34 protein-coding genes are annotated in these 25,117 nt (G+C 57.1%); 2 read left to right on the top strand and 32 right to left on the bottom strand.

The window, feature by feature from the left end:
* Positions 1-344 precede the first annotated feature (344 nt).
* From G485_RS0106930 to G485_RS0106955, 6 genes are all read right to left on the bottom strand, one after another.
* Entirely contained in the window at positions 345-1,715 is a 1,371-nt protein-coding gene (locus tag G485_RS0106930; protein WP_027091958.1) for a sugar phosphate nucleotidyltransferase, read from the bottom strand.
* A 72-nt stretch (positions 1,716-1,787) separates the two neighbouring features.
* The gene (locus tag G485_RS0106935) at positions 1,788-3,116 is read right to left on the bottom strand and encodes a UDP-glucose dehydrogenase family protein (protein ID WP_027091959.1); all 1,329 of its coding nucleotides are present in this window, start codon (positions 3,114-3,116) and stop codon (positions 1,788-1,790) included.
* A gap of 323 nt (positions 3,117-3,439) precedes the next feature.
* Positions 3,440-4,108 (bottom strand): response regulator, encoded by a 669-nt coding sequence (locus G485_RS0106940; protein ID WP_027091960.1) that lies wholly within the window; start codon positions 4,106-4,108, stop codon positions 3,440-3,442.
* Positions 4,105-5,799: a sensor histidine kinase gene (locus G485_RS25470; RefSeq protein ID WP_051318086.1), complete on the bottom strand. Its 1,695-nt coding sequence runs from the start codon at positions 5,797-5,799 to the stop codon at positions 4,105-4,107. The genes G485_RS0106940 and G485_RS25470 overlap by 4 nt, the downstream gene beginning before the upstream one ends.
* A 400-nt stretch (positions 5,800-6,199) precedes the next feature.
* A complete protein-coding gene (locus G485_RS0106950) occupies positions 6,200-6,421 on the bottom strand; it encodes a hypothetical protein (RefSeq protein WP_027091961.1) in 222 nt (73 codons plus the stop codon).
* 150 nt (positions 6,422-6,571) lie between these two features.
* The gene (locus tag G485_RS0106955) at positions 6,572-7,183 is read right to left on the bottom strand and encodes a stage II sporulation protein M (RefSeq protein WP_051318087.1); all 612 of its coding nucleotides are present in this window, start codon (positions 7,181-7,183) and stop codon (positions 6,572-6,574) included.
* 122 nt (positions 7,184-7,305) lie between these two features.
* Here G485_RS0106955 and pdaB point away from each other — a divergent pair, with 122 nt between their 5' ends.
* Positions 7,306-8,097 carry a polysaccharide deacetylase family sporulation protein PdaB gene (gene pdaB / locus G485_RS0106960; RefSeq protein ID WP_027091963.1) on the top strand — a complete coding sequence of 264 codons (792 nt, stop codon included), beginning with the start codon at positions 7,306-7,308 and terminating at the stop codon, positions 8,095-8,097.
* Here pdaB and G485_RS0106965 read toward each other — a convergent pair.
* Positions 8,089-8,712, bottom strand: a complete 624-nt coding sequence (locus tag G485_RS0106965; RefSeq protein ID WP_027091964.1) for a KinB-signaling pathway activation protein — start codon at positions 8,710-8,712, stop codon at positions 8,089-8,091. The genes pdaB and G485_RS0106965 overlap by 9 nt on opposite strands.
* Positions 8,713-8,845: 133 nt before the next feature.
* On the opposite strand from G485_RS0106965, the gene gerD reads away from it, so the two are divergent.
* Positions 8,846-9,526, top strand: coding sequence for a spore germination lipoprotein GerD (gene gerD / locus G485_RS0106970; RefSeq protein WP_027091965.1), 681 nt, complete (start codon positions 8,846-8,848; stop codon positions 9,524-9,526).
* Between the two features lie 40 nt (positions 9,527-9,566).
* Here the strand turns inward: gerD and G485_RS0106975 are convergent, their stop codons facing one another.
* The 25 genes from G485_RS0106975 to rplE form a co-directional block, all read right to left on the bottom strand.
* The gene (locus G485_RS0106975; protein WP_027091966.1) at positions 9,567-10,703 is read right to left on the bottom strand and encodes a P-loop NTPase; all 1,137 of its coding nucleotides are present in this window, start codon (positions 10,701-10,703) and stop codon (positions 9,567-9,569) included.
* Positions 10,704-10,764: 61 nt separating this feature from the next.
* Positions 10,765-11,562: an N-acetylmuramoyl-L-alanine amidase CwlD gene (cwlD, locus tag G485_RS0106980; RefSeq protein ID WP_035155156.1), complete on the bottom strand. Its 798-nt coding sequence runs from the start codon at positions 11,560-11,562 to the stop codon at positions 10,765-10,767.
* 106 nt (positions 11,563-11,668) lie between these two features.
* On the bottom strand, positions 11,669-12,847 hold the full coding sequence (gene sat / locus G485_RS0106985; RefSeq protein WP_027091968.1) for a sulfate adenylyltransferase: 1,179 nt from the start codon (positions 12,845-12,847) through the stop codon (positions 11,669-11,671).
* A gap of 27 nt (positions 12,848-12,874) precedes the next feature.
* Entirely contained in the window at positions 12,875-13,567 is a 693-nt protein-coding gene (locus G485_RS0106990) for a phosphoadenylyl-sulfate reductase (protein WP_027091969.1), read from the bottom strand.
* A 190-nt stretch (positions 13,568-13,757) separates the two neighbouring features.
* Positions 13,758-14,150 carry a 30S ribosomal protein S9 gene (rpsI, locus tag G485_RS0106995; protein ID WP_027091970.1) on the bottom strand — a complete coding sequence of 131 codons (393 nt, stop codon included), beginning with the start codon at positions 14,148-14,150 and terminating at the stop codon, positions 13,758-13,760.
* A 20-nt stretch (positions 14,151-14,170) separates the two neighbouring features.
* Positions 14,171-14,608, bottom strand: coding sequence for a 50S ribosomal protein L13 (gene rplM, locus G485_RS0107000; protein ID WP_027091971.1), 438 nt, complete (start codon positions 14,606-14,608; stop codon positions 14,171-14,173).
* A gap of 249 nt (positions 14,609-14,857) precedes the next feature.
* The gene (truA, locus tag G485_RS0107005) at positions 14,858-15,670 is read right to left on the bottom strand and encodes a tRNA pseudouridine(38-40) synthase TruA (RefSeq protein ID WP_027091972.1); all 813 of its coding nucleotides are present in this window, start codon (positions 15,668-15,670) and stop codon (positions 14,858-14,860) included.
* A 109-nt stretch (positions 15,671-15,779) separates the two neighbouring features.
* Positions 15,780-16,145 carry a 50S ribosomal protein L17 gene (rplQ, locus tag G485_RS0107010; RefSeq protein WP_027091973.1) on the bottom strand — a complete coding sequence of 122 codons (366 nt, stop codon included), beginning with the start codon at positions 16,143-16,145 and terminating at the stop codon, positions 15,780-15,782.
* Between the two features lie 33 nt (positions 16,146-16,178).
* Positions 16,179-17,123 carry a DNA-directed RNA polymerase subunit alpha gene (locus G485_RS0107015; RefSeq protein WP_027091974.1) on the bottom strand — a complete coding sequence of 315 codons (945 nt, stop codon included), beginning with the start codon at positions 17,121-17,123 and terminating at the stop codon, positions 16,179-16,181.
* 190 nt (positions 17,124-17,313) lie between these two features.
* Positions 17,314-17,712 (bottom strand): 30S ribosomal protein S11, encoded by a 399-nt coding sequence (gene rpsK / locus G485_RS0107020; protein WP_027091975.1) that lies wholly within the window; start codon positions 17,710-17,712, stop codon positions 17,314-17,316.
* An 18-nt stretch (positions 17,713-17,730) separates the two neighbouring features.
* Entirely contained in the window at positions 17,731-18,099 is a 369-nt protein-coding gene (gene rpsM / locus G485_RS0107025) for a 30S ribosomal protein S13 (protein WP_027091976.1), read from the bottom strand.
* Between the two features lie 18 nt (positions 18,100-18,117).
* The gene (rpmJ, locus tag G485_RS0107030; RefSeq protein ID WP_003333770.1) at positions 18,118-18,231 is read right to left on the bottom strand and encodes a 50S ribosomal protein L36; all 114 of its coding nucleotides are present in this window, start codon (positions 18,229-18,231) and stop codon (positions 18,118-18,120) included.
* An 89-nt stretch (positions 18,232-18,320) separates the two neighbouring features.
* Positions 18,321-18,536: a translation initiation factor IF-1 gene (infA, locus tag G485_RS0107035; RefSeq protein ID WP_015253312.1), complete on the bottom strand. Its 216-nt coding sequence runs from the start codon at positions 18,534-18,536 to the stop codon at positions 18,321-18,323.
* A gap of 2 nt (positions 18,537-18,538) precedes the next feature.
* Positions 18,539-18,847, bottom strand: coding sequence for a KOW domain-containing RNA-binding protein (locus tag G485_RS0107040; protein ID WP_027091977.1), 309 nt, complete (start codon positions 18,845-18,847; stop codon positions 18,539-18,541).
* Positions 18,848-18,858: 11 nt separating this feature from the next.
* Entirely contained in the window at positions 18,859-19,611 is a 753-nt protein-coding gene (gene map, locus G485_RS0107045; RefSeq protein WP_027091978.1) for a type I methionyl aminopeptidase, read from the bottom strand.
* Between the two features lie 6 nt (positions 19,612-19,617).
* Complete coding sequence (locus G485_RS0107050; protein WP_027091979.1) at positions 19,618-20,262, bottom strand: adenylate kinase; 645 nt, start codon at positions 20,260-20,262, stop codon at positions 19,618-19,620.
* Between the two features lie 22 nt (positions 20,263-20,284).
* Positions 20,285-21,586, bottom strand: coding sequence for a preprotein translocase subunit SecY (secY, locus tag G485_RS0107055; protein ID WP_027091980.1), 1,302 nt, complete (start codon positions 21,584-21,586; stop codon positions 20,285-20,287).
* Entirely contained in the window at positions 21,586-22,029 is a 444-nt protein-coding gene (rplO, locus tag G485_RS0107060) for a 50S ribosomal protein L15 (protein WP_027091981.1), read from the bottom strand. The genes secY and rplO overlap by 1 nt, the downstream gene beginning before the upstream one ends.
* A gap of 44 nt (positions 22,030-22,073) precedes the next feature.
* Positions 22,074-22,253: a 50S ribosomal protein L30 gene (gene rpmD, locus G485_RS0107065; protein ID WP_027091982.1), complete on the bottom strand. Its 180-nt coding sequence runs from the start codon at positions 22,251-22,253 to the stop codon at positions 22,074-22,076.
* A 13-nt stretch (positions 22,254-22,266) separates the two neighbouring features.
* Positions 22,267-22,764 (bottom strand): 30S ribosomal protein S5, encoded by a 498-nt coding sequence (rpsE, locus tag G485_RS0107070; RefSeq protein ID WP_027091983.1) that lies wholly within the window; start codon positions 22,762-22,764, stop codon positions 22,267-22,269.
* Positions 22,765-22,797: 33 nt separating this feature from the next.
* On the bottom strand, positions 22,798-23,166 hold the full coding sequence (gene rplR, locus G485_RS0107075; RefSeq protein ID WP_027091984.1) for a 50S ribosomal protein L18: 369 nt from the start codon (positions 23,164-23,166) through the stop codon (positions 22,798-22,800).
* 139 nt (positions 23,167-23,305) lie between these two features.
* Positions 23,306-23,848 (bottom strand): 50S ribosomal protein L6, encoded by a 543-nt coding sequence (gene rplF / locus G485_RS0107080; protein WP_027091985.1) that lies wholly within the window; start codon positions 23,846-23,848, stop codon positions 23,306-23,308.
* A 30-nt stretch (positions 23,849-23,878) separates the two neighbouring features.
* Complete coding sequence (rpsH, locus tag G485_RS0107085) at positions 23,879-24,277, bottom strand: 30S ribosomal protein S8 (RefSeq protein WP_027091986.1); 399 nt, start codon at positions 24,275-24,277, stop codon at positions 23,879-23,881.
* Positions 24,278-24,307: 30 nt separating this feature from the next.
* Positions 24,308-24,493, bottom strand: coding sequence for a type Z 30S ribosomal protein S14 (locus tag G485_RS28850; RefSeq protein ID WP_010348808.1), 186 nt, complete (start codon positions 24,491-24,493; stop codon positions 24,308-24,310).
* 54 nt (positions 24,494-24,547) lie between these two features.
* Positions 24,548-25,090, bottom strand: a complete 543-nt coding sequence (gene rplE, locus G485_RS0107090; RefSeq protein WP_027091987.1) for a 50S ribosomal protein L5 — start codon at positions 25,088-25,090, stop codon at positions 24,548-24,550.
* Between the last annotated feature and the right edge of the window lie 27 nt (positions 25,091-25,117).

A 25,117-nucleotide genomic window follows, 5' to 3' on the forward strand; every position in this document is an offset into this window, starting at 1 on the left:
GAGTGACAGGGTCCGTATTACGCTCGATGTTCAGTTTTCAAGGAACAAGTTTGTTGCGTTCGTCGCCGTAACAGCGACCTTCATAATATATCACAGTCAGCTAATCGTTTGCAACAGGTAATTTCTTTCAAATCCTTATCGCCTGTTGCCGACTCACTTTCCGTGTGCCTCTCCAAGAGGGGCGAAAGTTAATTTATCACATGCGCCTACATGGAGTCAAGCCCTAAACGGACTTTTTGTCGACTCGGTTGAATTCCCGTAAATAGCGGCGAAGGAGCCGCACTCCAGGCCTCCACTCCTGGTATGCGCCTCCGAAGGCCAAAATATTATGCATGTTGAACATTTCAGATAAACTGGTGGAATGGAATTTCGTCCCACTCCATGCACAAACGCACAATATCCTCTTCGATCAGCTCTTGCCCCGTCTGCACCTCGATCAGTTCGACATCCGTCACGCCTTTGATGCTGTGCCGGGTTCCCTCCGGAACCCGCACGACGTCCCCCGGCTTCACGTGATAAGGACGTTCGTTGAGCACGATGTCGGCTATGCCGCTGACGATCGTCCATACTTCGTTTCTTTTACGGTGCAGCTGATAGCTGACATTGCATCCGGAACGGATGTGAATCCGCTTCGTGAGCACTTCATATCCTTCGGGGTACTTCACGTAATCGACCACCTTGTACTGCCCCCAGCGGCGCTCTTCGAACATCGGACGCGGATTGTCGCCCCCGAGAACGTCCTTGATGCGCGGACTGGCGTCCTTGGTCGTAACGAGAATGCCGTCGGGACTCGCGGCCACGACCAAATCGCGGGCTCCGAGAACCGCCACGGGGATGTCCAGTTCGTTGATCAAGTGGGTATTCTCCGCATCTTCGGCGACGAGTCCGCGGCCGATGATCGGACTGCCGATTTCCTCGGTCAGCGTGTTCCATGTGCCGAGATCTTTCCAGTAGCCGTCGTACGGTAGAACGACCGTCTTCGTCTCGCGCTCGACCACCTCGTAGTCGAAGCTGATTTTCGGCAGCTCCGCGTAAGACTCCAAGAGCTTCCCGTATCGGATCGGATAGCCTTTATCCGACAGAAGCCCGATCAGGTAGCCGAGCCGGAACGCGAACACGCCGCAGTTCCAAAGAGCTCCTTCCGCCATGAGCGCTTCGGCAGCCTCACGGCTGGGCTTCTCGCGGAAATGCCCGACTCTGAGCGCTTCCGCCGAGGAAGCTGCGGAGCCGGACGGCACGATGTAACCGTATTTCTCGGACGGCAGGCTCGGCACAACCCCGATCAAAGCCAGGTTGGCTCCCGTCTCCCGCAGAACGTTCTCCAGCTTCCGGACATGTCCGAAAAAGGCGTCGTCCACGTAAGGATCGACTGGCATGACGGCGACAACGGTATCCAAAGAGACGTTCTCCTCCGAGTACAAGTAGGAGGCGGCCAGCGCCATCGCGGGGAACGTATCCCGGCGCTCGGGCTCTACGATGACCGGCACGTCCGGTCCGAGCTGGCTGGCGATCATCTCCCGCTGCGCCCGGTTGGTGGCCACGTACGCCGACTCCCGAAGTCCGGCCGAGCCAAGCTGGCGCCATACCCGCTCTACCATCGACTCCGCCGCTCCGTCTTGCCCCTCGAGCACCCGCAGAAACTGTTTGGACCGCGAATCGTTGGACAACGGCCACAATCGTTTTCCCGAACCTCCGGATAGAAGCACCAGTTTCACGATAAACCACTCCTTTTCTATAGTTGTAGAAAGTTCACACCTTCTCTTCTCCCCGCAGCCTCCTTCCCCTCGCTAAACCCGGACCTCGGAGCGAAAATTCCGCCCCAGTCTCGGCCGTCCCACCGGGTAGTAATTCAGGCCCGTGCCCCTGATCTGTTCCTCGGTATAGGCGTTCCTGCCGTCGATTAAATTCAGTTTGTTCATGACCAAGTACATATGCTTTAGATTAATCGCCTTGAATTCCGGCCAGTCCGTCAGCAAGCATACCGCGTCCGCGGCGGCCGCCGCCTCCATCGCGCTTCCGCACCATTCGATTGCCGGATGGTCGAAGTGCTCCTGCATCTTGGGCATAGCCACGGGATCGTACAGCTTGAGCCGCGCGCCCGCCCGGATGAGCGCCTCGATAATGTCGAGCGACGGAGCGTCGCGGATATCGTCGGTGTTCGGCTTGAACGAGAGGCCCCAGATGCCGATCACCGAACCGCGAATCGAACCGAGCGCTTCTTCGAGCTTGGCGACGACTTTTAAACGCTGCCCTTGGTTCACCTCGATGACGGACTTGAGCAGGTGAAACTCGTAGTTGACGTTGCCCGCCAGCTGAACGAGCGCCTTCGTGTCCTTCGGGAAGCAGGAGCCGCCGTATCCGATGCCCGCGTTCAGGAATGACGGACCGATGCGGGGATCCATGCCCATCCCGAGCGCCACTTCGGTGACGTCTGCGTCGACTTTCTCGCAGATGTTGGAGATTTCGTTAATGAACGATATTTTGGTCGCGAGAAAAGCGTTGGACGCGTATTTGATCATCTCCGCGCTGCGGATGTCCGTCACGAAGATGTTCGGGGTAAAGGGGCGATGCAGCTCGGTCAGCTCTTTCGCAAGCTCCGGGTTGTCGAGGCCGATGACGATCCGGTCCGGGTGAAGCGTATCCTGGAGCGCCGATCCTTCGCGAAGAAACTCCGGAACGGAAGCAATATCGAACGGCTCGTCGCTCTCTCCGTTCACGATCCGCCGAATCTTCTCGTTGGTGCCGACGGGGACGGTACTTTTCGTCATAATAATCTTGTATCCATTCATCGCCCGGCCGATTGCCTTGGCCGCTTGCTGAATGTACTGCAAGTCGGCCTCTCCGTTCGGAAGCGAAGGCGTGCCGACGGCCAGAATGATCAGCCTGGACCGATGGACCGCCCAAGACAGATTGGAGGTGAACGCAAGCCGTCCTTCCTCGAGGTTGCGGGTCAGGAACGACTCGATTCCCGGTTCGTAAATCGGCGATTTCCCCCGCCGCAGCATCGCGACCTTGCTCTCGTCCAAGTCGACGCAGATGACGCGATGGCCCTGCTCCGCGAAGCAAACTCCCGACACCAAGCCGACATATCCGGTTCCGATTACCGCAATCTCCATCGTCTCACCGTTCCTCTCTGAATTTGCCTGACAGAAGATAAATAACTGAATATTCGGTCTTTTATGGCCGAATCCGCTTGTGGGGATGGCCGTCCGCAAGGAGGGAAACGATCCGGCCGAAGGACGCTCCGGACTCGCATAGGCCCAAGCCTTGCATGGAACAGACGCAGGCAACCTGCGTCCGTTCTCTCCATAAGATCCATCTCCGTTCGAATCGTTCGTCGCTTTGTAATTCCATGTTAGAGCATCGTTTGGCAATAGGAAATGACGCGATGTTGGCATTTTTGCCGGACCGATCGGACGAGGGGAATGGCCTCTGAAGTTTACCTGGCGGTATACTTTGGTACCATATCGGACTCGGCCGGCGAATGGGGCGTGAAGCTCACCAAGCCCTTGGATTGCGCATACAGCGCGGCCTGGGTCCGGTCGTTGAGGCCGAGCTTGTTCAAAATTTGGCTGACGTGCTTCTTGACGGTAAACTCGGAAATAAAAAACTTGTTCGCAATGCCTTGATTGGACAAGCCCTCGCCCAGCCCGATCAGAACTTCCCGCTCCTTGGGGGTGAGCTTGCCAAGCGCCTCGTCGTCTTCGCGGCCCATCAGCATCTCCATTAACCCGGGGTCGTAGTACTTTTTACCCCTGCCAATCAGCTTGACGGCGAGCAGAAGCTCCTCCGGCATCGCCTCTTTGAGCACAAAACCGTGCGCGCCGGACCGTTCCGCTCTGCGTACGTCCGCCGCGGTCATGGAAGAGGTCAGCATCATAAAGCGGCAAACCGCCTGGCCCTGCATCCCCTCCAGCACTTCGAACCCCGAGCGATTGCCCAGCCGGATATCGACGATGGCCAGATCGGGACGGGCCGATTCGATGAGGCACATCGCATCCTCCACCGTCTCCGACTCTCCCGATATTTCGATATTTTGCTCGAGAGACAACACGGCGGACAAACCTTTTCGAACCAAGGGATGGTCGTCTACAATCACGATTTTCATCCTCGCACACCCGCTTTCATCGTATGAATTGGCGCCTGGCCTGCCGCATCGGCATCGGCCGGCGTCGAAAGAAGAGGAACGATCGGAAGACGCACCGCGATTCGGGTACCGTTGCCCTTGCTGCTGGAGATGTCGAAGCATCCCCCCATGGAATAAACCAAATATTGAATATTACCGAGTCCAAGCCCCGACATTTTGGAAGGCTGCCTTCTCTCGTTCACCTGGAACCCTGTGCCGTTGTCCTCGACGATCAGCAGCACGCTGTCGGCGTCCATTCGGAGATCGACTTCGATTCGACTGCTCAGTCCGTGGCGAATGGCGTTGCCTGCCGCTTCCGAGACGATCCGGTACAGCGCCTTCTGGTGTTGAACCGGAAGCCGGTTATTGTCGCCCGATACGTCGAAGCGAATGTCGATGGCATGGAGCTTCGAGAGTCGATCCAAATAGGACCCGATGGCTTCGATCCACGTTGTCCCGTTATTCTTGCGGGAACTTAGGCTGTAGATGGTGGAGCGAAGCTCCTGCGATGCTTTCTGGGCGGACACCTGAATGAGCCGAAGCTGCTCCTTGGCTTGCGATTCGGGAACGGATGGCCATTGGCGTATCAGCGATTGAATGGCGTACACGATGCCGAACAAATGCTGGGAGACGCTGTCGTGCATCTCGTCTGCGATGCGGTTCTGTTCTTCGATGATCATCAGTTGGTTCTCCGCCTGGTTCAGGTGGTGCCTCTCCACAATGACCGCGCACAGCTCGGACAGGAAAGACAACTGCTGGGCGTACCAACGTCTGCCCTCGGACGGATTCATCCCTCCGATCCGGACACCCATGACGCCCCGAAACCGGGCGGTCGACTTGACGGCCGTCGCCAGAAACACCCCGTGCGGGGTCAGGTTGAGCATGCTTGCATTGCTCATCCTGCGAAGATGGTCCAGATTCGATTCGACCGCACGCCGCAAAGCTTCTCGCGTAGCTTCATCCGCTTCTCCCCGCACCGTGAGATTCGCACCGCCCGCTTCGGACCCGTCCCAGAAAAAAGCCAAGTCCGATTTGGTCAGCTTGAGCGCAAACTCGGCGAACACCCGGGCCATGTTGTCGGTCTCGGTTCGGGTCGCCGTCTCGACGATCCTGTAGAGCAGCTTCAGATGCTCCATCGATTCGTCCATGCGCGCTCTGGCGTGAGCCGAATCCCGGTTGATCTTGGCGAACAATTGCAAGGCGAGCGCGATCAGAAATACGAGCATCAGAAACGGAATGGCGTCCGCCAGCAAGCGGTGGATCGGTTCGGGCCGCCACGGCTGCAATACGGAAGTGACGCCAACGATAACGGCGAGCCCGCTTGCCAGCAAGGACCAACATGCCGCGGGCGAATAGCCGACGGCCGCGATGAGGGCGGGATTCAGCAAGCACCAGAGGAAGGAGCTCTTCAATCCCCCGTTCATGACAACCAGCCACACGATTCCCGCCGTCTCCGCTGCGAGGGCGGCTCTGAATTTGAAGCGCGAGGCCGGATAGCGCCGGTAAACCCAAGTCGCCCATCCGGCCAGGCAAAAGGCAGCCAGCACGATTTCAACCTTAAGGGATAACGGCAGCTCGTTTTTTTGCGCAAGGTAAACGAGCGAGGTCAGGGAGAGCGAAGCGTAACGGTAGAAGACAAGCGTCCGTTCGACGACCCGGCTTTTGCTTTTCATGCGGATTCCCAATCCCTTCGACCTAATGATCTAGCCTTCTCGTCAATCATTCCGTCCTTTCGGATTAATGTTGAATTTTCTGATAATTACACCACTCCTGTCCCAATGATGTAATAGTTTCTTATTCATTGGCCATAAAATCAACCCTCCCCTATCGGAAAATAGCAGAAAAACCCTATATTTGAACGAATAGACCCAATCGCTTCGTGCGGGAAGAACCACACTCCGTTCCTCTTCCTTGAACCGTTGTACCTCCCGGACCGTACATATTTGACTAGTCGCCATCCGCGCCTTCTAATTCCTTCAGCGTCCATCCAAAGTCGGAGGAGGAACGACAGAAAGCAACAAAAGACGCCCCGTTAGGGGCGCCTTCCGTGGCGGACGAATGGCTTGGAGAAGCTTATCGGTTCGACTTCAACCCGAGCGCGTACCGCGACAGCTCGCGAGGCGGGGCGATGCGCGCGTACATGCGGAAAATGATTTTATAACGTTTGGTGATGGCCTCTTTAACGGGACCGTCCAGGCGGCGATCGCTCATTTCCATAAGCATTTCGTCCATTTCCTTGCGAAGCAAGTAATCGAACTCCCTGCATTCCTTATCCGTAAACATCATCCCGAGCATCTGCATGCCCTAAGCCTCCTGTCGATTGGCAGCGTCATCCGCCTTCCCGCAGTCGCCTTGGAGCGGGATTCGGAATTTCGTTTTACTGTTATGCTCCATTTCTGCCACGATTATGACCGACTGGTCGATGTTCCCCGAACAAAGAAAAATTCAGGGCTTCATGAGCCAATAGGTGACGGTGCTCTCCACAACCGCCGCGGCAAGCAGAAGCAGGACGATCAGAACAGCCGCCGGCACGGAACCTTTGAGCGCCGCCGCGAACCCGCTCCACGGCTGCGTCTTGCCGATCAGCGCCGCGAAAATTCCCCTGACGAGCGAGAAGCCGAGCCGGACGCCGTATCCGCAAGCGAGAAGCAGCGCCGGAATTTCCAGGATGCCGTGCGGCAGAATGCCTTTGACGATCAACACCCATACGTTGCTCCCGGCATCGGCGAGATTGCCGAGCAAGTACCCCATCAGCATCCCGTTCACGATAAGCGTGACAATCGGCATAACGCCGGCCAGAATGCCTAAATACAAGGCCATCAGGGAGCTATAGATATTGTTGAACAAAATGGCGGTGAACAGTGTTCTCTCGGGCGTAGCGGACGTCGCGGCCGACTCAGATATATCCCGGATGCTCAGAATCGCCTGATCGAGCCAATCGATCGGATCGTGGGAAGCCGCGCCGACAACGGCGCTGGCGAAAAACAAAATGACGGCGAAGATGAAATAAGGCTTTACGGTTCTCCAATTGCTGCGCAATGCTTCGCGTCTGAACAAACTATCCCCCCGTTTGCGCCGAACGCGCGAATAACTTGGACTTGGTCAAGCATACATTGGTATTGACCAAGCCTGAGCCGGTCCCCATGAACAAAAAATGACGGAAAGGAGCGGAAGTTCCCATGAATCACTTCTTCGTTTATAACGCAAGAAACATCAAACGGTTTCTTTTTCTTTTGCTGGCAGCGGTATTCTCCGCGGGAGTCGTATGGGCCGAGAAGGACAACATCAGCGTGTTTTCTCCCCATCCGCCGGCGGCGGTCTACAGCGTGCCGACTGACCGCAAGGTGGTCGCCCTTACGTTCGATATCAGTTGGGGAGACAAGCGAGCCGAACCGATTCTGGACATTCTAAAAAACAAGGGCGTAAAAAATGTCACCTTTTTCCTGTCTTCTCCCTGGAGCAAGACGCATCCCGAAATCGTCAAAAAAATCGTGGACAGCGGCTACGAGATCGGCAGCCACGGGCACAAGCACGATTATTACAGCCGCTACACAGACGAGGAAATCCGCAATCAAATTGCGACCGCCGACGGCATATTGTCCGAACTGACCGGCCGCTCGCCCACGCTCATTCGGTTGCCTAACGGAGATTTTGACAAAAGGGTGCTGCGCATCGCGGAAAGCTTGAACTACAAAGTCATTCAATGGGATACCGATTCGCTCGATTGGAAAAATCCCGGCGTCGATACGATCGTATCGCGCGTCGTCACCAAGGCGCACCCCGGCGACATTATCCTTCTCCATGCCAGCGATTCCAGCAAGCAGACGCATGAAGCCCTGCCCATCATCATCGACCAGCTCCGGGCCAAAGGCTACGAATTCGTAACGGTCTCCCAACTGCTCAGCCAGACCGAAACGCAAGGCCATACGGTGGAAGACAAGCCTTCCTGGAGCCGGATGGCTTTACCTTGACGCATTCGCTCCGACCGGGGCGGAAGCGGCATTCGGTTTCTCCAGCACGCGGTGAAGCCGCATAATTTGATATCCGTTGCACACGAACAGCGGGATAAGACTGAAGACGAGCGACGACAATTTGCCCGATTGAAACCCCGGCACCGCTTCGATCGCCGTCACCGCGATCATGTAGAACAGCGTCGGCAGCCATGCGCCCGCGGTCGTCTCCTTGACCTTCCACCAGGCGACCGCGACGGCTCCCGCGCCGAGCGCGAGCGGGACGGCCCAGAACGTAGCCGCGGGGAATTTGCTGTCATAGGTCCAATAGGCGATTTCAGCCAGGACAAAAAAAGCGATAAAGCCCTGCAGCGCTACCCACAGGTACGGTCTTTTGAAGATGCTCCTGGCTATGTAATTCAACATTAAATACGCAAAAAAGCCCATATGGGCAAAGGCGCCGTACGTCAAGCCGGCCAGCGCCATCATGATGACGTTAAAAAGCCAGTCATCCCCCGTCTTCACCACTCGGAATGACGAATCGCACAGAAGCATAACGATTCCCGTGACGAGGGACGCCGCACCCCCGATCAAAATCGTAGTGCCGAACAAAGTCATCCATTTGCGCAAATTCAAGTGCTATTCCTCCTCTGTCAGTCCTCCTCCATTTTACCACGATCATGCCAAAAAGCCATGAAAGCCCCCTTATATTCGCCCCAGGCGCGTCGCATACTACTCACAGAAAGCCCCACGAAGGGAGTAGTCGGGAATGCGCCATCGTTTGCCATGGCTTAGCGCCATGCTCGGACTTGCCGTCATGCTGACTTCCTGCGGAACGGAGTCGAGCAGCGGCGGCGAGCAAATGAGTTACAAAGACGTAAAGTCGATGGTTATCGACATTCTCGGTTCGAGCGAAGCCCAGCAAGCGCTTGAGAAGGCTTCGGCAGCCAAATACGGGACGAGCAGTCTGCATATGCAGAGCATCACGCCGGCGGATCAGGAGCAAATTCGGATTGCCGTCAAGGACGTGCTGACTTCTTCGGAATACGACAGAGTGCTTCGGGGCATTATGACGGATCCCAAATTCGCGGGCGAATTCGCCAAGGCGGTCAGCAAGGACAACAAGCAGATCCATAGGGATTTGCTCAAGGATCCTTCGTATCAGAAAGAATTGGTCAGCGTCTTGAAGAGCAAGGATATGCAGACGGTGATGCTCGAAGCGATGAAGACGAGCGAATACCGGACGCAGATGATGAGCGCCGTGCAGGAAGCGGTGCAGAATCCGATCTTCAAGCTGGAGATTATGAAAATGCTGCAGAGCGTCGTGAAAGAGCAGCTTACGCCGACTCCGAAGAAATCGTCGGAAGGCGGCAATTCGGGCGGAGAATCCGAAGGCGGCGGCGATCAGGGAGATCAAGGCGACCAAGGCTCCGGAGGCGGCGGCTCCTAACGAAGAAAAACCGGCCTCGGCCGGTTTTTCTCGTCGCTCGTCATTTTTCGCAGCGGGCGATGATCTTCCTCGCAAGCTCGGTATACTCCTGTCCGATCGCCGTGTCCGCCTTGTACACGGAGGGGGAGAAGTTGGGCTCGAGCGGATGGTTGTCGGGCGCTCCGAGCGGGAATTGGGCGAGCAGATCGGTATGGAGCGTCTCGGCCAGCTTCCCTCCGCCTCCCCGCCCGAATACATACTCCCGTTCGCCGCTCTTGCTCTCGTACCAGGACATATTCTCGACGACGCCCAGCACCTCGTGGTTTGTCTTGATGGCCATAGCGCCAGCCCTGGCGGCAACGAACGCCGCCGTGGCGTGCGGAGTCGTCACGATGATCTCCTTGCTGTGCGGGAGAATCTGATGGACGTCCAGCGCGACGTCCCCGGTGCCCGGCGGCAGATCAAGCAGAACGTAGTCCAACTCGCCCCAGTCGATCTCGAGGAAGAAGTTGCGCAGCATCCGGCCCAGCATCGGCCCCCGCCAGACGACCGGGCTGTTGTCTTCGACGAAGAAGCCCATCGAGATGACTTTGACGCCGAACCGCTCGACCGGCTTGATCTTGTTGCCCACCTGCTGCGGACGCTCTTCGATTCCCATCATGTCGGGAACGCTGAAACCGTAAATATCGCAATCCATCAACCCGACCCGCTTGCCGCACCGCGCCAGGGCCGCGGCCAAATTGACCGTCACTGTCGACTTGCCGACCCCGCCTTTGCCGCTCGCGATCGCAATGAATTGCGTCTTGCTGTCCGGGCGAAGCAAGGGACTTGCCTCCAGACCGGCCGAATGTCCCTTCACGGGCGCGGCTCCTTGGGCGGACGGGTTGCCGGAAGGAGCGGAGGGTTGCCCTTGCGCCGGTCCCTTCAGCTTCGACAGCGTCTCCGCCTTCTCGTGCTCGGTCATCGGCCGGACGCGGATGTGCGGGTCGTCGGCATGGAGGGTGCCGAGCGCCGCGGCGAGCTCCTCCTCGAGCTTGGCGGACTTGTCCAGGCTGTCGGGATGGAGAACGGCCGTCAGGGAGACGGCGCCTTCCCGAACGACGACATCCCTGACGAGGCCGAGCGCGACGAGCGGTTGCTTCAGCGTAGGCTCGACAACCGATTTTAACGCTTCCAATACGTTATCCCTAGTAATCATCAGTTCCAGCCCTCGCTTGTATAAGCATTGTCTCCTCCATTATAGCACACGGGAGCCCCCCTTACTGCCGCGTCTTCGGGGGCGGGCCCTCCCCGGCGCTATACCGGAGAATTCCGCGATACAAGGCGGCGGCGACCTTCTTCTGGTAGTTCTCGTCGGCCAGCATCCGGGCTTCCCCGGGATTGGACAAGAAGCCGATCTCCACCAGAGCCGCCGGCATCGGGAGCGATTTGAGCAAATAAACCGTGCTGTTCGTAAGCGCCGTCCGGTTCGTATTGCCAAGCGTCTCCTTGATTTCTCCCTGAATGACCGTGGCGAGCCGGGCGCTGTCAGGCACGTTCGGAGAATAGAAAGTCTGAGCGCCCGACCATTTCGACGAAGGCACGCTGTTCAGATGGATGCTGACCGCCAGATCCGCTTTGCGTTCCTGAATCGTCTGCACTCTTCTTTTCAAATCCTCCGTCTTCCGCTTCGAATAGCCCTTGACGCCTTCCTCCGCCAGGTCGTAATCGCCTTCCCGCGTAAGAATGACAAGGGCCCCCGCTTGCTGCAGGTAGTCCCGCAAATAGAGCGCGATGGCCAGGTTGATGTCCTTCTCGATCACGCCGTCGCGGCTCACCGCCCCGCCGTCCGCTCCCCCGTGGCCGGCGTCGAGCGCGATCACTTTGCCCGTCAGCGGCGTCGTCCAGAACGTCCACGTTTTGGCCGAAGGCATCTCGGTGGACAGAACCGCGCCCGCCAGCACAAGCAGCGCCGCGACCGACAGCAGCCGCAGCCATCCGCTTCGGGTGATCCATACGACCAATCCGTAACGCCGTCCTTGCGGCTTATGACCGTTCTTGCGATCGTCATTGAACACAAAAATCCACCTCGTCCCGGGGAAATACGCTACATCATATGGGACAAGGTGGACAAATATTCGTATGGAGCGATCGTCGGACCGCCGCCAGTCAAGCATTCGGTCGTTAGATGGCGTAGGTTTTGCTTTGTTCGGCCATGCCTTCGATCAAAATTTTCGCCACTTCGGGGCGGGAAAACTCCGGCGGCGGGCAGATGCCGTCGCGCAGCATCGCGCGAACCTTCGTGCCGGACAGCGTCAGATGGTCTTCCTTGCCGTGCGGGCACGTCTTGCTCGAAGCCATGTTGCCGCATTTCGTGCAGAAGAAGCTGTGCTCGAAGTACAGCGGCGTAATGCCCAGCTCTTCGGCCGTAAACGTGCGAAGCAAATCTTGCGCTTCATACGTTCCGTAATAGTCGCCTACGCCCGCGTGGTCGCGGCCGACGATGAAGTGGGTGCAGCCGTAGTTCTTGCGCACGATCGCGTGGAAGATCGCTTCCCGCGGGCCCGCATAGCGCATGGCGGCCGGGAAAACGCCCAGGAAGACGCGATCTTTCGGATAATAATTTTCCAGCAGCGCAACATAGCTCTTCATCCGGACGTTCGCCGGCACATCGTCCGACTTCGTCTCGCCGACGAGCGGGTTGAGGAACAGCGCGTCGACGATCTCCATCGCAGCCTTCTGGATGTACTCGTGGGCGCGGTGGACCGGATTCCGGGTCTGGAACCCGACGACCGTTCTCCAACCCTTCTCCGCGAAAATGCGGCGGGTTTCCGCCGGGTCGAAGTAGTACTCGTTGAACTTCTCCGGCTGCGGACGGTTCAGCACGCGAACCGGTCCGCCGACGTACACGTCCGGACGGTCGAACAGCTTGCGTACGCCCGGGTGCTCGATATCGTCCGTCTTGAACACCTGGACCGCTTCGTGCCGCTTATCCGGCGTGTAGATGCTCTCGACGTCGATGACGCCGTAGACGACTCCATCCGTCTCGCCGACCAGCGCCGCTTGCTTCCCAACGGCCAAAGCCGCCGCCTGATCGTTCGTAACGGTGAGCGTAATCGGAATGCTCCAGACGGTTCCGTCGGCCAGGCGCATGCCGTTCACGACGGAGTCGTAATCTTCCTTGTTCATAAATCCGGCGAGCGGGCTGAACGCCCCGACGCCGATCAGGTCCAAATCCGATACGGTCCAAGCGTTGACCGGGATTTGCGGGAGTCCGGCCGCAGCTTGAAGCAACGCCTCGCGCTCCGCTCCCTCGACAATCCGGTTCACCAACGTTCCGCCATGCGGCTTAATCGCGCTCATGTTCTTGTCGATTCTCCTCTGCCGTCATTATTTGTGCAAGCCGCACTCGGTCTTCTCGAAGCCGGACCAGCGTCCCGCCCGCGGATCTTCGCCCGGCATAACAGGGCGCGTGCAATGTTCGCAGCCGATGCTCGGGTAGTTCTGATCGTGCAGCGGGTTGTAAATGATGTCGTTGGCGCGGATGTAATCCCATACGTCGTCGGACGTCCAGCTGGCCAGCGGATTGAACTTCACCAGTCCGAATTTGGTATCGTACTCCACTTTCTTCGCGTTGGCCCGGGTCGGGGCCTGATCGCGGCGAATGCCCGTAATCCAGGCATCGTACTGGCCGAGAATCCGCGTCAGCGGCTCGACTTTGCGAATGTTGCAGCAGGCGTTCGGGTCTCTCTTCCACAGCTCCTCGCCATGCTGGGCCGCCTGCTCTTCCGGCGTCAGCTTCGGCTTCACCTGAACGAACGTCAAGCCGTATTTCTCGCTCAGCCGGTCGCGCGTTTCGTACGTTTCCTTGAAGTGAAAGTCCGTATCCAAATAGAAGATGTCCGTGGAACGTCTAATTTTCTGAATCATATCGACCAGCACAACGTCTTCGGCGCCGAAGCTGCATGCGAACGTAATGTTCGGGAACGTCTCGACGGCCCACTTGATGACCGTCTCTGCGGACGCATTCTCGAATTCCTCCGCTTTCTCGCGGATGAGCGCTTCCTTCTCCAACAAATTCATCCGAATAACCCCCTGTTGACAAGTAGGTACACAACATAGCATCAAAATTATACGTTATCTTATCGGATTATACAATGTATTCGACCATTTCTTTCGTTGGCCATCATTTGGCTAAAAAAGCAAGATCCTGGAGGATGCAAAAATGCCTTCCAGCCGTCGACAGACAGCGGGAAGGCATGGGTATAGCCTCTTAACGTTTGGAGAACTGAGGCGCGCGGCGAGCCGCTTTGAGACCGTATTTCTTCCGTTCCTTCATCCGCGGATCGCGGGTCAGGAAGCCGGCTTTCTTCAGCGTGGAGCGAAGCTCCGGATCGGCTTTGAGCAGCGCGCGGGAAATGCCGTGGCGGATGGCGCCGGCTTGGCCGGAAATGCCGCCGCCGTTGGCCAATACGATAACGTCGTATTTGCCGTCGGTTTCCGTCAGGACAAGCGGTTGCTTGACGATCAGCTTGAGCGTGTCCAGACCGAAATAATCGTTGATGTCGCGTTTGTTGATCGTGATACGGCCTTCACCCGGTACGAGACGAACGCGCGCAACCGAATGCTTCCGTCGGCCTGTTCCAATATAATTCGCTTGAGCCATTGGTAGGTCCTCCCTTTCGATTAACCGCGAAGTTCGTAAACTTCAGGTTGTTGGGCTTGGTGCGGATGCTCCGCGCCAGCGTATACTTTCAACTTCGTCTTCAGCTGATGGCCGAGCTTGTTCTTCGGCAGCATGCCGTGAACCGCCAGTTCGATCAGACGTTCCGGTCTCTTGGCGAGCATATCGCCGGCCGTCGTCGTCTTGAGTCCGCCCGGATAGTGGGAGTGCGTGTAGTATTTCTTCTGTTGCAGCTTCTTGCCGGTCAGAACGATCTTCTCCGCGTTGATAATGACGACGAAATCGCCGGTATCGACATGAGGAGTGAATTCCGGTTTATGTTTGCCGCGGATCAGGGATGCGGCTTCGGTAGCGAGACGGCCGAGGGTTTGGCCCGCAGCGTCGATGACGTACCATTTGCGTTCGACTTCGTTCGGCTTCGCCATATAAGTTGTACGCATGGGTGATCCTCCTTCTAATTCATTGTATTCCGTTATATGTCCATCGACATATTCGTTCATTATCATCGGTTGGGAATGACTTCGTCCGATTGTCCGGATCCTTGCCGTCTTCGGGATGGAAGGCCCAGCGGACGCATGTCAAAAGGCGGCTTATCTTCACCGGGGCCGTGGGATAGCCATGAAGAAAGCACAAAATTTATTGTACAGCATAAGCCCTGGTTTCGCAAGCAAATCTTCGCTTTACAAGCGTTATCTTCTGCGATTCATCGCCGCTTCCCAATCAATTCCCCACTCCGGTCCGTACTCTACGTTCATGAGCGTCAGACCGTGGGCGACGGCGGTCGGTCCCGCCTTGCTGCGGTCCTTGGCCGCCAGAATCTTCGGAATGTCTTCGGGCTGCCGCTTGCCTTCTCCGACCTGAATCAACGTGCCGGCGATGATTCTCACCATGTTGTAGAGGAAACCGTTGCCGGTGACGAAGAGGCTTGCCTTCCCCCGCCCGTCCGCCACCGACCCGTCTCCGCCCGGCTCCACCGTCAGCTTCGCCTCGTAGAGCGTACGTACGTGGTTCGGCTGCGTGGAGTGAGGCGACGCGAACGAAGTGAAGTCGTGCTCGCCGAGCAAATGGACAAGCCCTTCCCGCATGGCGTCAAAGCGAAGCGGGGTCGGATGATGGAACACGTACTTGCGTTCGAACACGTCGGGAAAACGGCAGCTGTTGATCGTATATTTGTAAGTTTTGCGGATGGCGGATAGACGGGCGTGGAACGTGTCCGGCACGCTCACGGCCGCCCGGACGACGATGTCGTCGGGGAGGCGGCTGTTCAGCGCCAGCGCCCAGCGGTCCACCGGAATGGACGAAGCGGTGCGGAAATGAACGACTTGCCCCCGCGCGTGAACGCCGGCGTCCGTGCGCCCGGAGCCGTGGATTTTCAAGCTCTCGCCCGTCAGAATCCGGATCGCCGCCTCCAGCTTGTCCTGGATCGTCCGGCCTCCCGGCTGGCTTTGAAACCCCTGATAGCCCGTTCCGTCATAGCTTACGAGCAAGCAAATATTTTGCATGCGCTGCTGCCCCTCCGCTCCATCGAATGCGATGAGCGCGACCGCGCCGATCGGCACAAAAAAAGGATGATCCGAATACGAGTTCGGTCCATCCTTTCTTGTTCCGGTCTTACGCGCGATCGACGAGCTCGAGGTACACCATCGGGGCGGAATCGCCGCGACGGGGCCCAAGCTTCAAGATGCGAGTGTATCCGCCCGGACGTTCCGCATAACGCGTCGCCAAATCGGAGAACAACTTCTGGATGGCGTCTTGATCGCCGTTCAGGGATTCCCGACGCACGAATGCCGCTGCCTGACGGCGGGCATGAAGATCGCCGCGCTTGGCCAGCGTAATCAATTTCTCGGCGATGGAACGCACTTCCTTGGCTTTCGCCTCGGTCGTTTGGATGCGTTCATAAAGGAACAGGTCGGTTACCAGATCGCGGAAGAGCGCCTTCCGGGAGCTGGAGTCGCGACTCAGTTTTTGGTAAGCCATCGTTTTCCCTCCTTGCTGCTTATTCTGCCTAGCTTATTCTTCGACACGCAATCCGAGACCGAGCTCCTCGAGCTTCTCTTGCACTTCCTCCAGCGACTTGCGTCCCAGGTTGCGGACCTTCATCATGTCTTCTTCGGATTTGGTGATCAGCTCTTGCACCGTGTTGATGCCGGCGCGTTTGAGGCAGTTGTAGGAGCGGACGGACAGATCGAGCTCTTCGATCGTCATCTCGAGCACTTTCTCTTTCTTGTCCTCTTCCTTCTCCTTCATCGTCTCGGTGTCCTTGGCTTCGTCCGTTAGTCCGACGAACAACGACAAGTGATCCGTCAGGATCTTCGCGCCCAAACTGACCGCTTCTTCCGGTCGAATACTGCCGTCCGTCCACACTTCGAGCGTGAGCTTGTCATAGTTGGTCACTTGGCCGACACGGGTGTTTTCGACTTTATAGTTAACGCGGGTAATAGGCGTGTAGATCGAGTCGACGGGAATGACCCCGATCGGCTGATCTTCCTTCTTGTTGCGATCCGCCGGGACGTAACCACGTCCCTGTCTGGCAAAAATGCGCATATGAAGGCGCGCACCGGAAGCCAGAGTCGCGATATGCAAATCCGGGTTAAGAATTTCCACATCGCTGTCCGCTCGAATGTCGCCGGCCGTCACGACGCCTTCGCCTTCAGCATCAATCTCGAGCACTTTCTCCTCGTCGGAATGAATCTTCAGCGAAAGGCGCTTCAGATTGAGGATAATTTCGGTCACATCCTCAATGACGCCCGGAACGGTGGAGAACTCGTGAAGAACTCCGTCGATCTGCACCGAATTGACGGCGGCGCCCGGCAAGGACGACAGCAGAATGCGGCGGAGGGAATTGCCCAACGTCATCCCGTAGCCGCGTTCGAGCGGCTCCACGACGAAACGTCCGTACCTCTTGTCTTCCTGGATCTCCACGGACTCGATTTTCGGCTTCTCGATCACAATCACAACCATACCCCTCCTTCAAAACGTCGCTGCGATGCTGACGTTGCCGATTGCTTACCCTGACCGTACAGCTGCCGATTCGTGCTGTGCCACGCTCGCTTGACGCAAGCCCAAAGGGTAAACCTTGTAGTATGCCTAACCATTACAACCATTATTCACAAGTTGTTCTTGTTTGATACCACAGCGGCTTTGATTACACGCGACGACGTTTCGGAGGACGGCAGCCGTTGTGAGGGATCGGCGTAACGTCTTTGATCATGCTGACTTCCAGACCGGCCGCTTGCAGGGAACGAATCGCCGCTTCGCGTCCGGCGCCCGGACCTTTAACCATGACTTCAACGGTGCGCATGCCATGCTCCATCGCTGCGCGAGCTGCGGATTCGGCCGCCATTTGCGCCGCGAACGGTGTGCTCTTCCGCGAGCCCTTGAAGCCGAGGTTGCCGGAGCTAGCCCAGGAGATCGCGTTGCCGTGCGGGTCCGTGATCGTCACGATCGTATTGTTGAACGTCGAGCGGATATGCGCTACGCCGGAGTCGATGTTCTTCCGGTCACGACGCTTGGTTCGAACGACTTTCTTGCCTTTTGGTGCCATGTGCATTATCCCCCCTTATTATTTCTTCTTGTTAGCTACCGTACGACGCGGGCCTTTGCGCGTGCGGGCATTCGTTTTCGTACGTTGACCGCGAACCGGCAGGCCGCGACGATGGCGTACTCCGCGGTAGCAGCCGATTTCGATCAGGCGCTTGATATTCAGAGCGATTTCGCGGCGAAGATCGCCCTCGACCTTTTGGGTCTTGTCGATCGCTTCGCGAATGCGGGCCAATTCGTCTTCCGTCAGATCGCGAACGCGCGTGTCGGGGTTGATGCCGGCCGTTGCGAGCAGCTTCTGGGAAGTCGTTTTGCCGATTCCGAAGATGTACGTCAGGGCGATTTCCACCCGCTTGTCGCGGGGAAGGTCAACACCAGCAATACGTGCCATGCTTTACAGCACCTCCTCTTAACCTTGTTTTTGTTTATGCTTCGGGTTTTCGCAAATAACCATCACGTTGCCTTTGCGGCGAATGACTTTGCATTTCTCGCAAATCGGTTTGACCGAGGGTCTCACCTTCATGATAATAACCTCCTTCAATGTGCGATCGTTCTAAGTAGCGCGCGGCGCGCGCGTCCGATCGTCACGAGTGGTGCGGAAGATCGGCAAGTTTATTTGCGGTAGGTGATCCGTCCCCGCGTCAGATCGTAAGGCGACAGCTGGATAACCACTTTGTCTCCCGTCAGGATGCGGATGAAATGCATCCGCAGCTTGCCGGAGACGTGCGCCAGAATTTGGTGTCCGTTCTCGAGTTCGACTCTGAACATTGCGTTCGGCAGCGGTTCGATGACCGTTCCTTCCACCTCAATGACATCCTCTTTGGCCACGGTCAATCTCCTTTCTCTTCAGCATGAGCTTCGAGCCGCCGCAAAGCGTGGGCGATGGCAAACCGGAGCTTCCCGTTGGTGACGCGTCCGGTCTCTCGCAGACTGCTCGCGACTTCGTCGCTGGCGAACCCGGTAGGTTCGAGATGCAGCACGTTTTTGCGTTTGGGCCGATCGAATCGGCGCTTGTTGCCGTCGGCCACAAGCGCGAATCGTTCGCCCTCGAGAGCGATGACGACCGTCAGCTCGCCCTCGTCTTTGCCACGCCGGTTCCTCACGACGTCTCCGGGCGACAACCTTGCGTGTTCCGTCACGTTCGATTCACCTAAGCTTCCGTTCGGGTTAAGATTTCGTACCCATCTTCAGTCACGGCAATCGTATGTTCGAAATGCGCACACAGGGAGCCGTCCACGGTTACGACCGTCCAGTTGTCGGAGAGCGTCCGAACGTAGCGTTCGCCGACGTTCACCATCGGCTCGATCGCGAGCGTCATGCCCGGCTTGAGCCGCGGCCCCCGATCGGGCACGCCGTAGTTCGGAATTTGCGGTTCTTCGTGCAATTCGGCGCCTACGCCGTGTCCGACGTATTCGCGAACGACCGAGAATCCGGCCTCTTCGATCACTTGCTGGATGCGGTGGGAGATCGTAAACAAACGGACGCCGGGCCGAACGAGCTCAAGGCCTGCGTACAACGACGCTTCCGTTACATCCAGGAGCCTCTGCGCTTCTTCGCTGATCTTCCCGACACCGTAGGTCCAAGCCGAATCTCCGTGATAACCTTTGTACTGCGCGCCGATGTCGATGCTGATGATATCGCCCTCTACGAGCTTCCGCGGACCGGGGAACCCGTGAACGAGTTCTTCGTTGACGGAAGCGCATATGCTGGACGGGAATCCGTTATAGCCTTTGAAGGAAGGTACGGCACCTTGACTGCGGATATACTCGTCGGCAATCCGATCCAGCTCCGCCGTCGTAATCCCCGGAGCGATCGCCTGCTTCATCAGGCGATGCGTCTCGGCGACGATCCGGCCGGCCTCCCGCATCAACTTCAATTCCGATTCGGATTTGCACACGATCATGGCTGGTTACCCTCTCAGGAGGGAACCGATGTCGGCCGTGACCGCGTCGATATCCTTCTCCCCGTCCACTTCACGGAGCAATCCTTTATTGCGGTAATACTCGAGCAACGGCGCTGTCTTGCTCGTGTACTCGTCGAGCCGCGTGCCGACTTTCTCTTCCGTATCGTCGGAGCGCTGGTAAAGCTCTCCGCCGCACTTGTCGCAAACCGCCTCTTGCTTCGGCGGATTGAACAACACATGGTAAGTCGATCCGCACGACTTGCAAATCCGCCGTCCCGTCAGGCGCGCCAGCAGCAGGCTGCGGTCGACCTTCAGGTTGATAACGTGATCGATTTTGCGTCCCATGTCGGCGAGCATTTGGTCGAGCGCTTCGGCTTGAGCGAGCGTACGCGGGAATCCGTCGAGCAGAAACCCGGCTTCGCAGTCCGGCAGGGACAGACGATCGCGCACGATTCCGTTCGTCACTTCGTCCGGCACGAGAAGGCCTTGATCGACGTACTCCTTGGCCTTCTGTCCGAGCGGCGTGTTTTCCTTCATCGCCAGGCGGAACGCGTCTCCCGTCGAGATGTGCGGTACGCCGAACTCTGCGACGATTCGTTCGGCCTGCGTGCCCTTGCCGGCGCCAGGAGGCCCCATAAACAGGATGTTCATTGCTGTTCCTCCCATGGCGTTGTTACTTATTGATAAACCCTTTGTAATGGCGTTTGATCAAGTTGCTCTCTACCTGCTTCATCGTCTCCAGCGCGACGCCGACGACGATGAGAAGCGATGTGCCGCCAAGCTGCACCGTTCGGGGAAGTCCGAACGCCGGTCCGAAAATGACCGGAAGAATGGAGATGACGGCGAGGAAGATCGCGCCGGCCAGGGTGATGCGGGTTATGACGCGCATCAGATAGCCTGCGGTCGGTTTGCCCGGACGGATGCCGGGAATGTATCCGCCGTTCTTCTTCATGTTGTCCGCGAGCTGTTGCGGGTTGAACTGGACGAACGTGTAGAAGAAGGTGAATCCGACGATGAGCAAAATGTACAACACCATGCCAAGCGGCTTGTCGTAGTACAAATGGTTGATAATCCATCTAGCCCACTGGTGATCGGACCAGAAGTTGGCGATCGTAACCGGGAACATCAACAGCGAGGAAGCGAAGATGACCGGGATAACGCCCGCGCCGTTAACCTTGAGCGGAATGTGCGTCGATTGGCCGCCGTACATCTTCTGCCCGACGACGCGCTTGGCGTATTGAACCGGAATCTTGCGCACGCCTTGCTGCACGAAGATTACGCCAACGATGATCAACAGGACCATAATGGCGATAATCACGATTTTGAGAATGCTCCAGAACAACTGATCGGAGTTGTTCGCGAATTGCGATTTGTAAATGTCCTGCGCATAGGTCGGAATGCGGGACACGATCGCCGCGAACATCAGGATGGAAATCCCGTTGCCGATGCCCTTCTCGTTGATCTGCTCGCCGAGCCACATCAGGAAAGCCGTACCTGCCGTCAATACGATGGCAATCATAATGTAGGTGGCTGCCGACGGATCGAGCACCATCCGGCTGCTATAGATCCGGTTAAAGCCGATCGCGGTAGCGAACGCTTGAATGAGCCCCAACACGACTGTTCCGTACCGTGTGATCTGCGCCAGTTTCCGTTTGCCGATCTCGCCTTCTTTTTGCCACTCCGAGAACTTCGGAATGACGTCCATCGACAGCAACTGCACGATGATCGAAGCCGTGATGTAAGGCATGATCCCCAGCGCAAAAATCGAGAACTGGAACAGAGCGCCGCCGGAGAACGTGTTCAGAAGGCCGAACAACTCGTTGCCTTGTTCGTTGACCATCTCAAGCACGCTCTTATCAATGTTCGGAACCGGAATGAAGGAACCTACGCGATAGACAAGCAGGATGAATAGGGTAAACAGGATCCTCTTGCGAAGGTCCTCAACTTTCCAAATGTTGGAGACGGTAGCGAACATTAGATCACCTCGGTTTTACCGCCGGCGGCCTGGATTTTTTCTACTGCGGATTTCGAGAACTTGTGAGCTTTAACCGTCAGTTGCACGCTCAGTTCGCCATTGCCCAGGATCTTGATCCCGTCTTTCGGGTTTTTCACGATGCCTTGAGAAAGCAGCAGTTCCGGCGTTACTTCCGTGCCTGCCGCAAATCCGTTCAGTTGATCCAGGTTTACGATCGCGAATTCAGTCGCGAAGCGATCGTTGTTGAAGCCGCGTTTCGGCAGCCTGCGGTACAGAGGGTTCTGGCCGCCTTCGAATCCGGGACGAACTCCGCCGCCGGAACGTGCGTTTTGACCTTTGTGACCGCGGGTGGACGTTTTGCCCATACCGCTGCCGATGCCGCGACCGACGCGCTTGCGGCTGAACTTGGACCCTTCTGCAGGAGAAAGTTCATGCAATTTCATCGTTCGTCGCACCTCCTTAAATGTTTTGCCAATAAGGATCTATCTTACACTTCTTTGACTTCGACCAAATGGCTGACTTGGTTCACCATGCCGCGGATGGCCGCGTTGTCTTCTTTGACGACAGTGGAATTCACTTTGGTGAGTCCCAGGGATTGAATCGTGGCGCGCTGGTTCCCCGGACGGCCGATCAAGCTGCGCTTGAGGGTGATTTGCAGTTTTGCCATCTTGTTCCCCTCCTTAACCCAACAGCTCTTCCACGGTTTTGCCGCGGAGCTTCGCTACGTCTTCGGCGCGTTTCAGTCGGGACAGTCCTTCCAACGTCGCATTGACCATGTTGATGGAGTTGGAGGAACCGAGCGATTTCGTCAAAATGTCGCCGACTCCGGCCAGCTCGAGCACCGCGCGGACCGGCCCGCCCGCGATAACGCCCGTACCTTCCGCGGCCGGTTTCAACAGCACTTTGCCGGCGCCGAACTCACCCGTAACGGCGTGCGGAATCGTCGTGCCAACCAGCGGAACGTAAATCAGATTTTTCTTGGCGTCCTCAACGCCTTTGCGGATCGCATCCGGAACTTCGCCCGCTTTGCCGATCCCGGCGCCGACCCAACCTTTGCCGTCGCCGACAACGACGAGCGCGCTGAAGCTGAAGCGGCGTCCGCCTTTGACGACTTTGGCAACGCGGTTGATCTGGACCATTTTTTCAGTAAGTTCCAACGTATTTGGATCTACACGCAAGTCGTTTACCCTCCTTGTGACCAATTTTGTTTTTTAGAACTGAAGACCGGCTTCGCGAGCTGCGTCCGCCAGCGCTTGAATACGTCCGTGATACAGGTAGCCGCCGCGATCGAACACGACTTTCTCGTAGCCTTTGTCTTTCGCGCGCTTCGCGATCAGTTCGCCCACTTTGCGAGCGGACTCGACGTTGCCGCCGTTGCCGATTTGCGGAGCCAGCTCCTTGTCGAGCGTCGAGGCCGAAGCCAGCGTAACGCCTTTGACGTCGTCGATCAATTGAGCGTAAATATGCTTCGAAGAACGGAACACGGAGAGGCGGGGACGTTCGTTCGTACCGTTGATTTTCTTGCGCACGCGAAGGTGACGCTTCAAACGGGCTTTGTTTTTATCGCCTTTGGTGATCATTCCGAGGTTCACTCCCTTCTAACTGCATCCGTTACCGCGGCGTCTGCGCGGTAGGTTGTCCGGTAACTGCAACCGCCGTAGCAACGCCGTTGCGGTCGGTTATTTGCATAGCTTTACGCGGCCTCAAGCCGCGCGACCGTTATTTCTTCTTGCCGGCTTTGCCTTCCTTGCGGAGGATGCGTTCGCCTTCGTACTTGATGCCCTTGCCTTTGTAAGGCTCCGGCGGACGAACGGCGCGCACTTTCGCGGCGATGGAACCGACGGCTTCCTTGTCGATGCCCTTGATGACGATCTTGTTCTGAGCCGGAACTTCGAATTCGATGCCTTTCTCCGGAACGAATTCGACCGGATGGGAGTACCCTACGTTCAGAACGAGCTTCTCGCCGGATTTGTTGGCACGGTAACCTACGCCGACAAGCTCAAGGCTCTTGGAGTAACCTTCGGTTACGCCGTTCACCATGTTCGCTACGATGCTGCGGGTCGTGCCGTGCAGCGAACGGTGAAGCTTCTCGTCGGAAGGACGTTCGATCGTAATGACGTTCGAATCGACCGTAACCTTCATGTCTTTGTGCAATTCGCGGGACAAAGTGCCTTTCGGTCCTTTGACGGTAATGACGTTGTTGTCCAGGTTCACGTTCACGCCGTTAGGCACCTGGATCGGTTTGCGTCCGATACGGGACATGGGTACACCTCCAATCTTGTACGGATTGTATTACCAAACGTAGCAGAGCACTTCGCCGCCGGATTTCCCTTGACGGGCTTCCTTGTCGGTGACGATGCCTTTGGACGTCGAGATGATCGCGATGCCGAGGCCGCCCAGCACACGAGGTACTTCGTTGGATTTCGTATATACGCGCAGGCCCGGCTTGCTAATGCGCTTGAGCCCGGTGATGACGCGTTCGTTGTTCGGTCCGTATTTCAAGAAAATACGGATCAGCCCTTGCTTGTTATCCTCAATGTACTCGGCGTCACGGATGAAGCCTTCCCGTTTGAGGATTTCTGCGATTTGCTTTTTCACTTTGGACGCGGGCAATTCCACCGTCTCGTGGCGCACCAGATTCGCGTTGCGAATGCGCGTCAGCATATCTGCAATGGGATCAGACATAACCATGGGGTAAACCTCCTTCCCGAACTAGGCTGATTACCAGCTCGCTTTTTTGACGCCAGGAATCTGGCCTTTGTATGCCAACTCACGGAAACAAATCCGGCAAATTTTGAACTTTTGCAGCACGGAATGCGGACGTCCGCAACGTTCGCACCGCGTGTAAGCACGGACCTTAAACTTCGGCGCACGTTGCTGCTTGACTTTCATCGACGTTTTTGCCACTTTGCTTTCACACCTCCCAAAGGATCCCTTGGCTCATAGGCCAGGTGGGCGTCGTCACTTCGCGAAAGGCATACCCAGTTGGGCCAGCAGTTCGCGTGCTTCTTCGTCCGATTTTGCCGTCGTCACGATTACGATGTCCATCCCGCGGACCTTGTCGACTTTGTCGTACTCGATCTCGGGGAAGATGAGCTGTTCCTTCACGCCGAGCGTGTAGTTGCCGCGGCCGTCGAACGCCTTGGTGGAGACGCCGCGGAAGTCGCGTACGCGCGGAAGCGAGATGTTGAACAGCTTGTCGAGGAAGTAATACATGCGGTCGCCCCGCAGCGTAACCTTCGCTCCGATCGGCGCGTTCTCGCGAAGGCGGAAGCCTGCGATGGACTTCTTCGCACGAGTAACGACCGGCTTCTGACCTGCGATCTTCTGCAGATCTTCGACGGCGGAATCCAATACCTTGGAATTTTGAACCGCGTCGCCGACACCCATGTTAATAACAACTTTCTCGATTTTCGGCACTTGCATAACCGATTTGTAGCTAAACTTCTGCATCAGAGCAGGAGTGATCTCGTTCAGGAAACGTTCTTTCAATCTAGCTGCCATTTGCCACAGTGACCTCCTTTCCGCTTA

Origin of the sequence: Cohnella thermotolerans DSM 17683 (assembly GCF_000429825.1) — a bacterium.
In the GTDB taxonomy this organism is placed as follows: domain Bacteria; phylum Bacillota; class Bacilli; order Paenibacillales; family Paenibacillaceae; genus Cohnella; species Cohnella thermotolerans.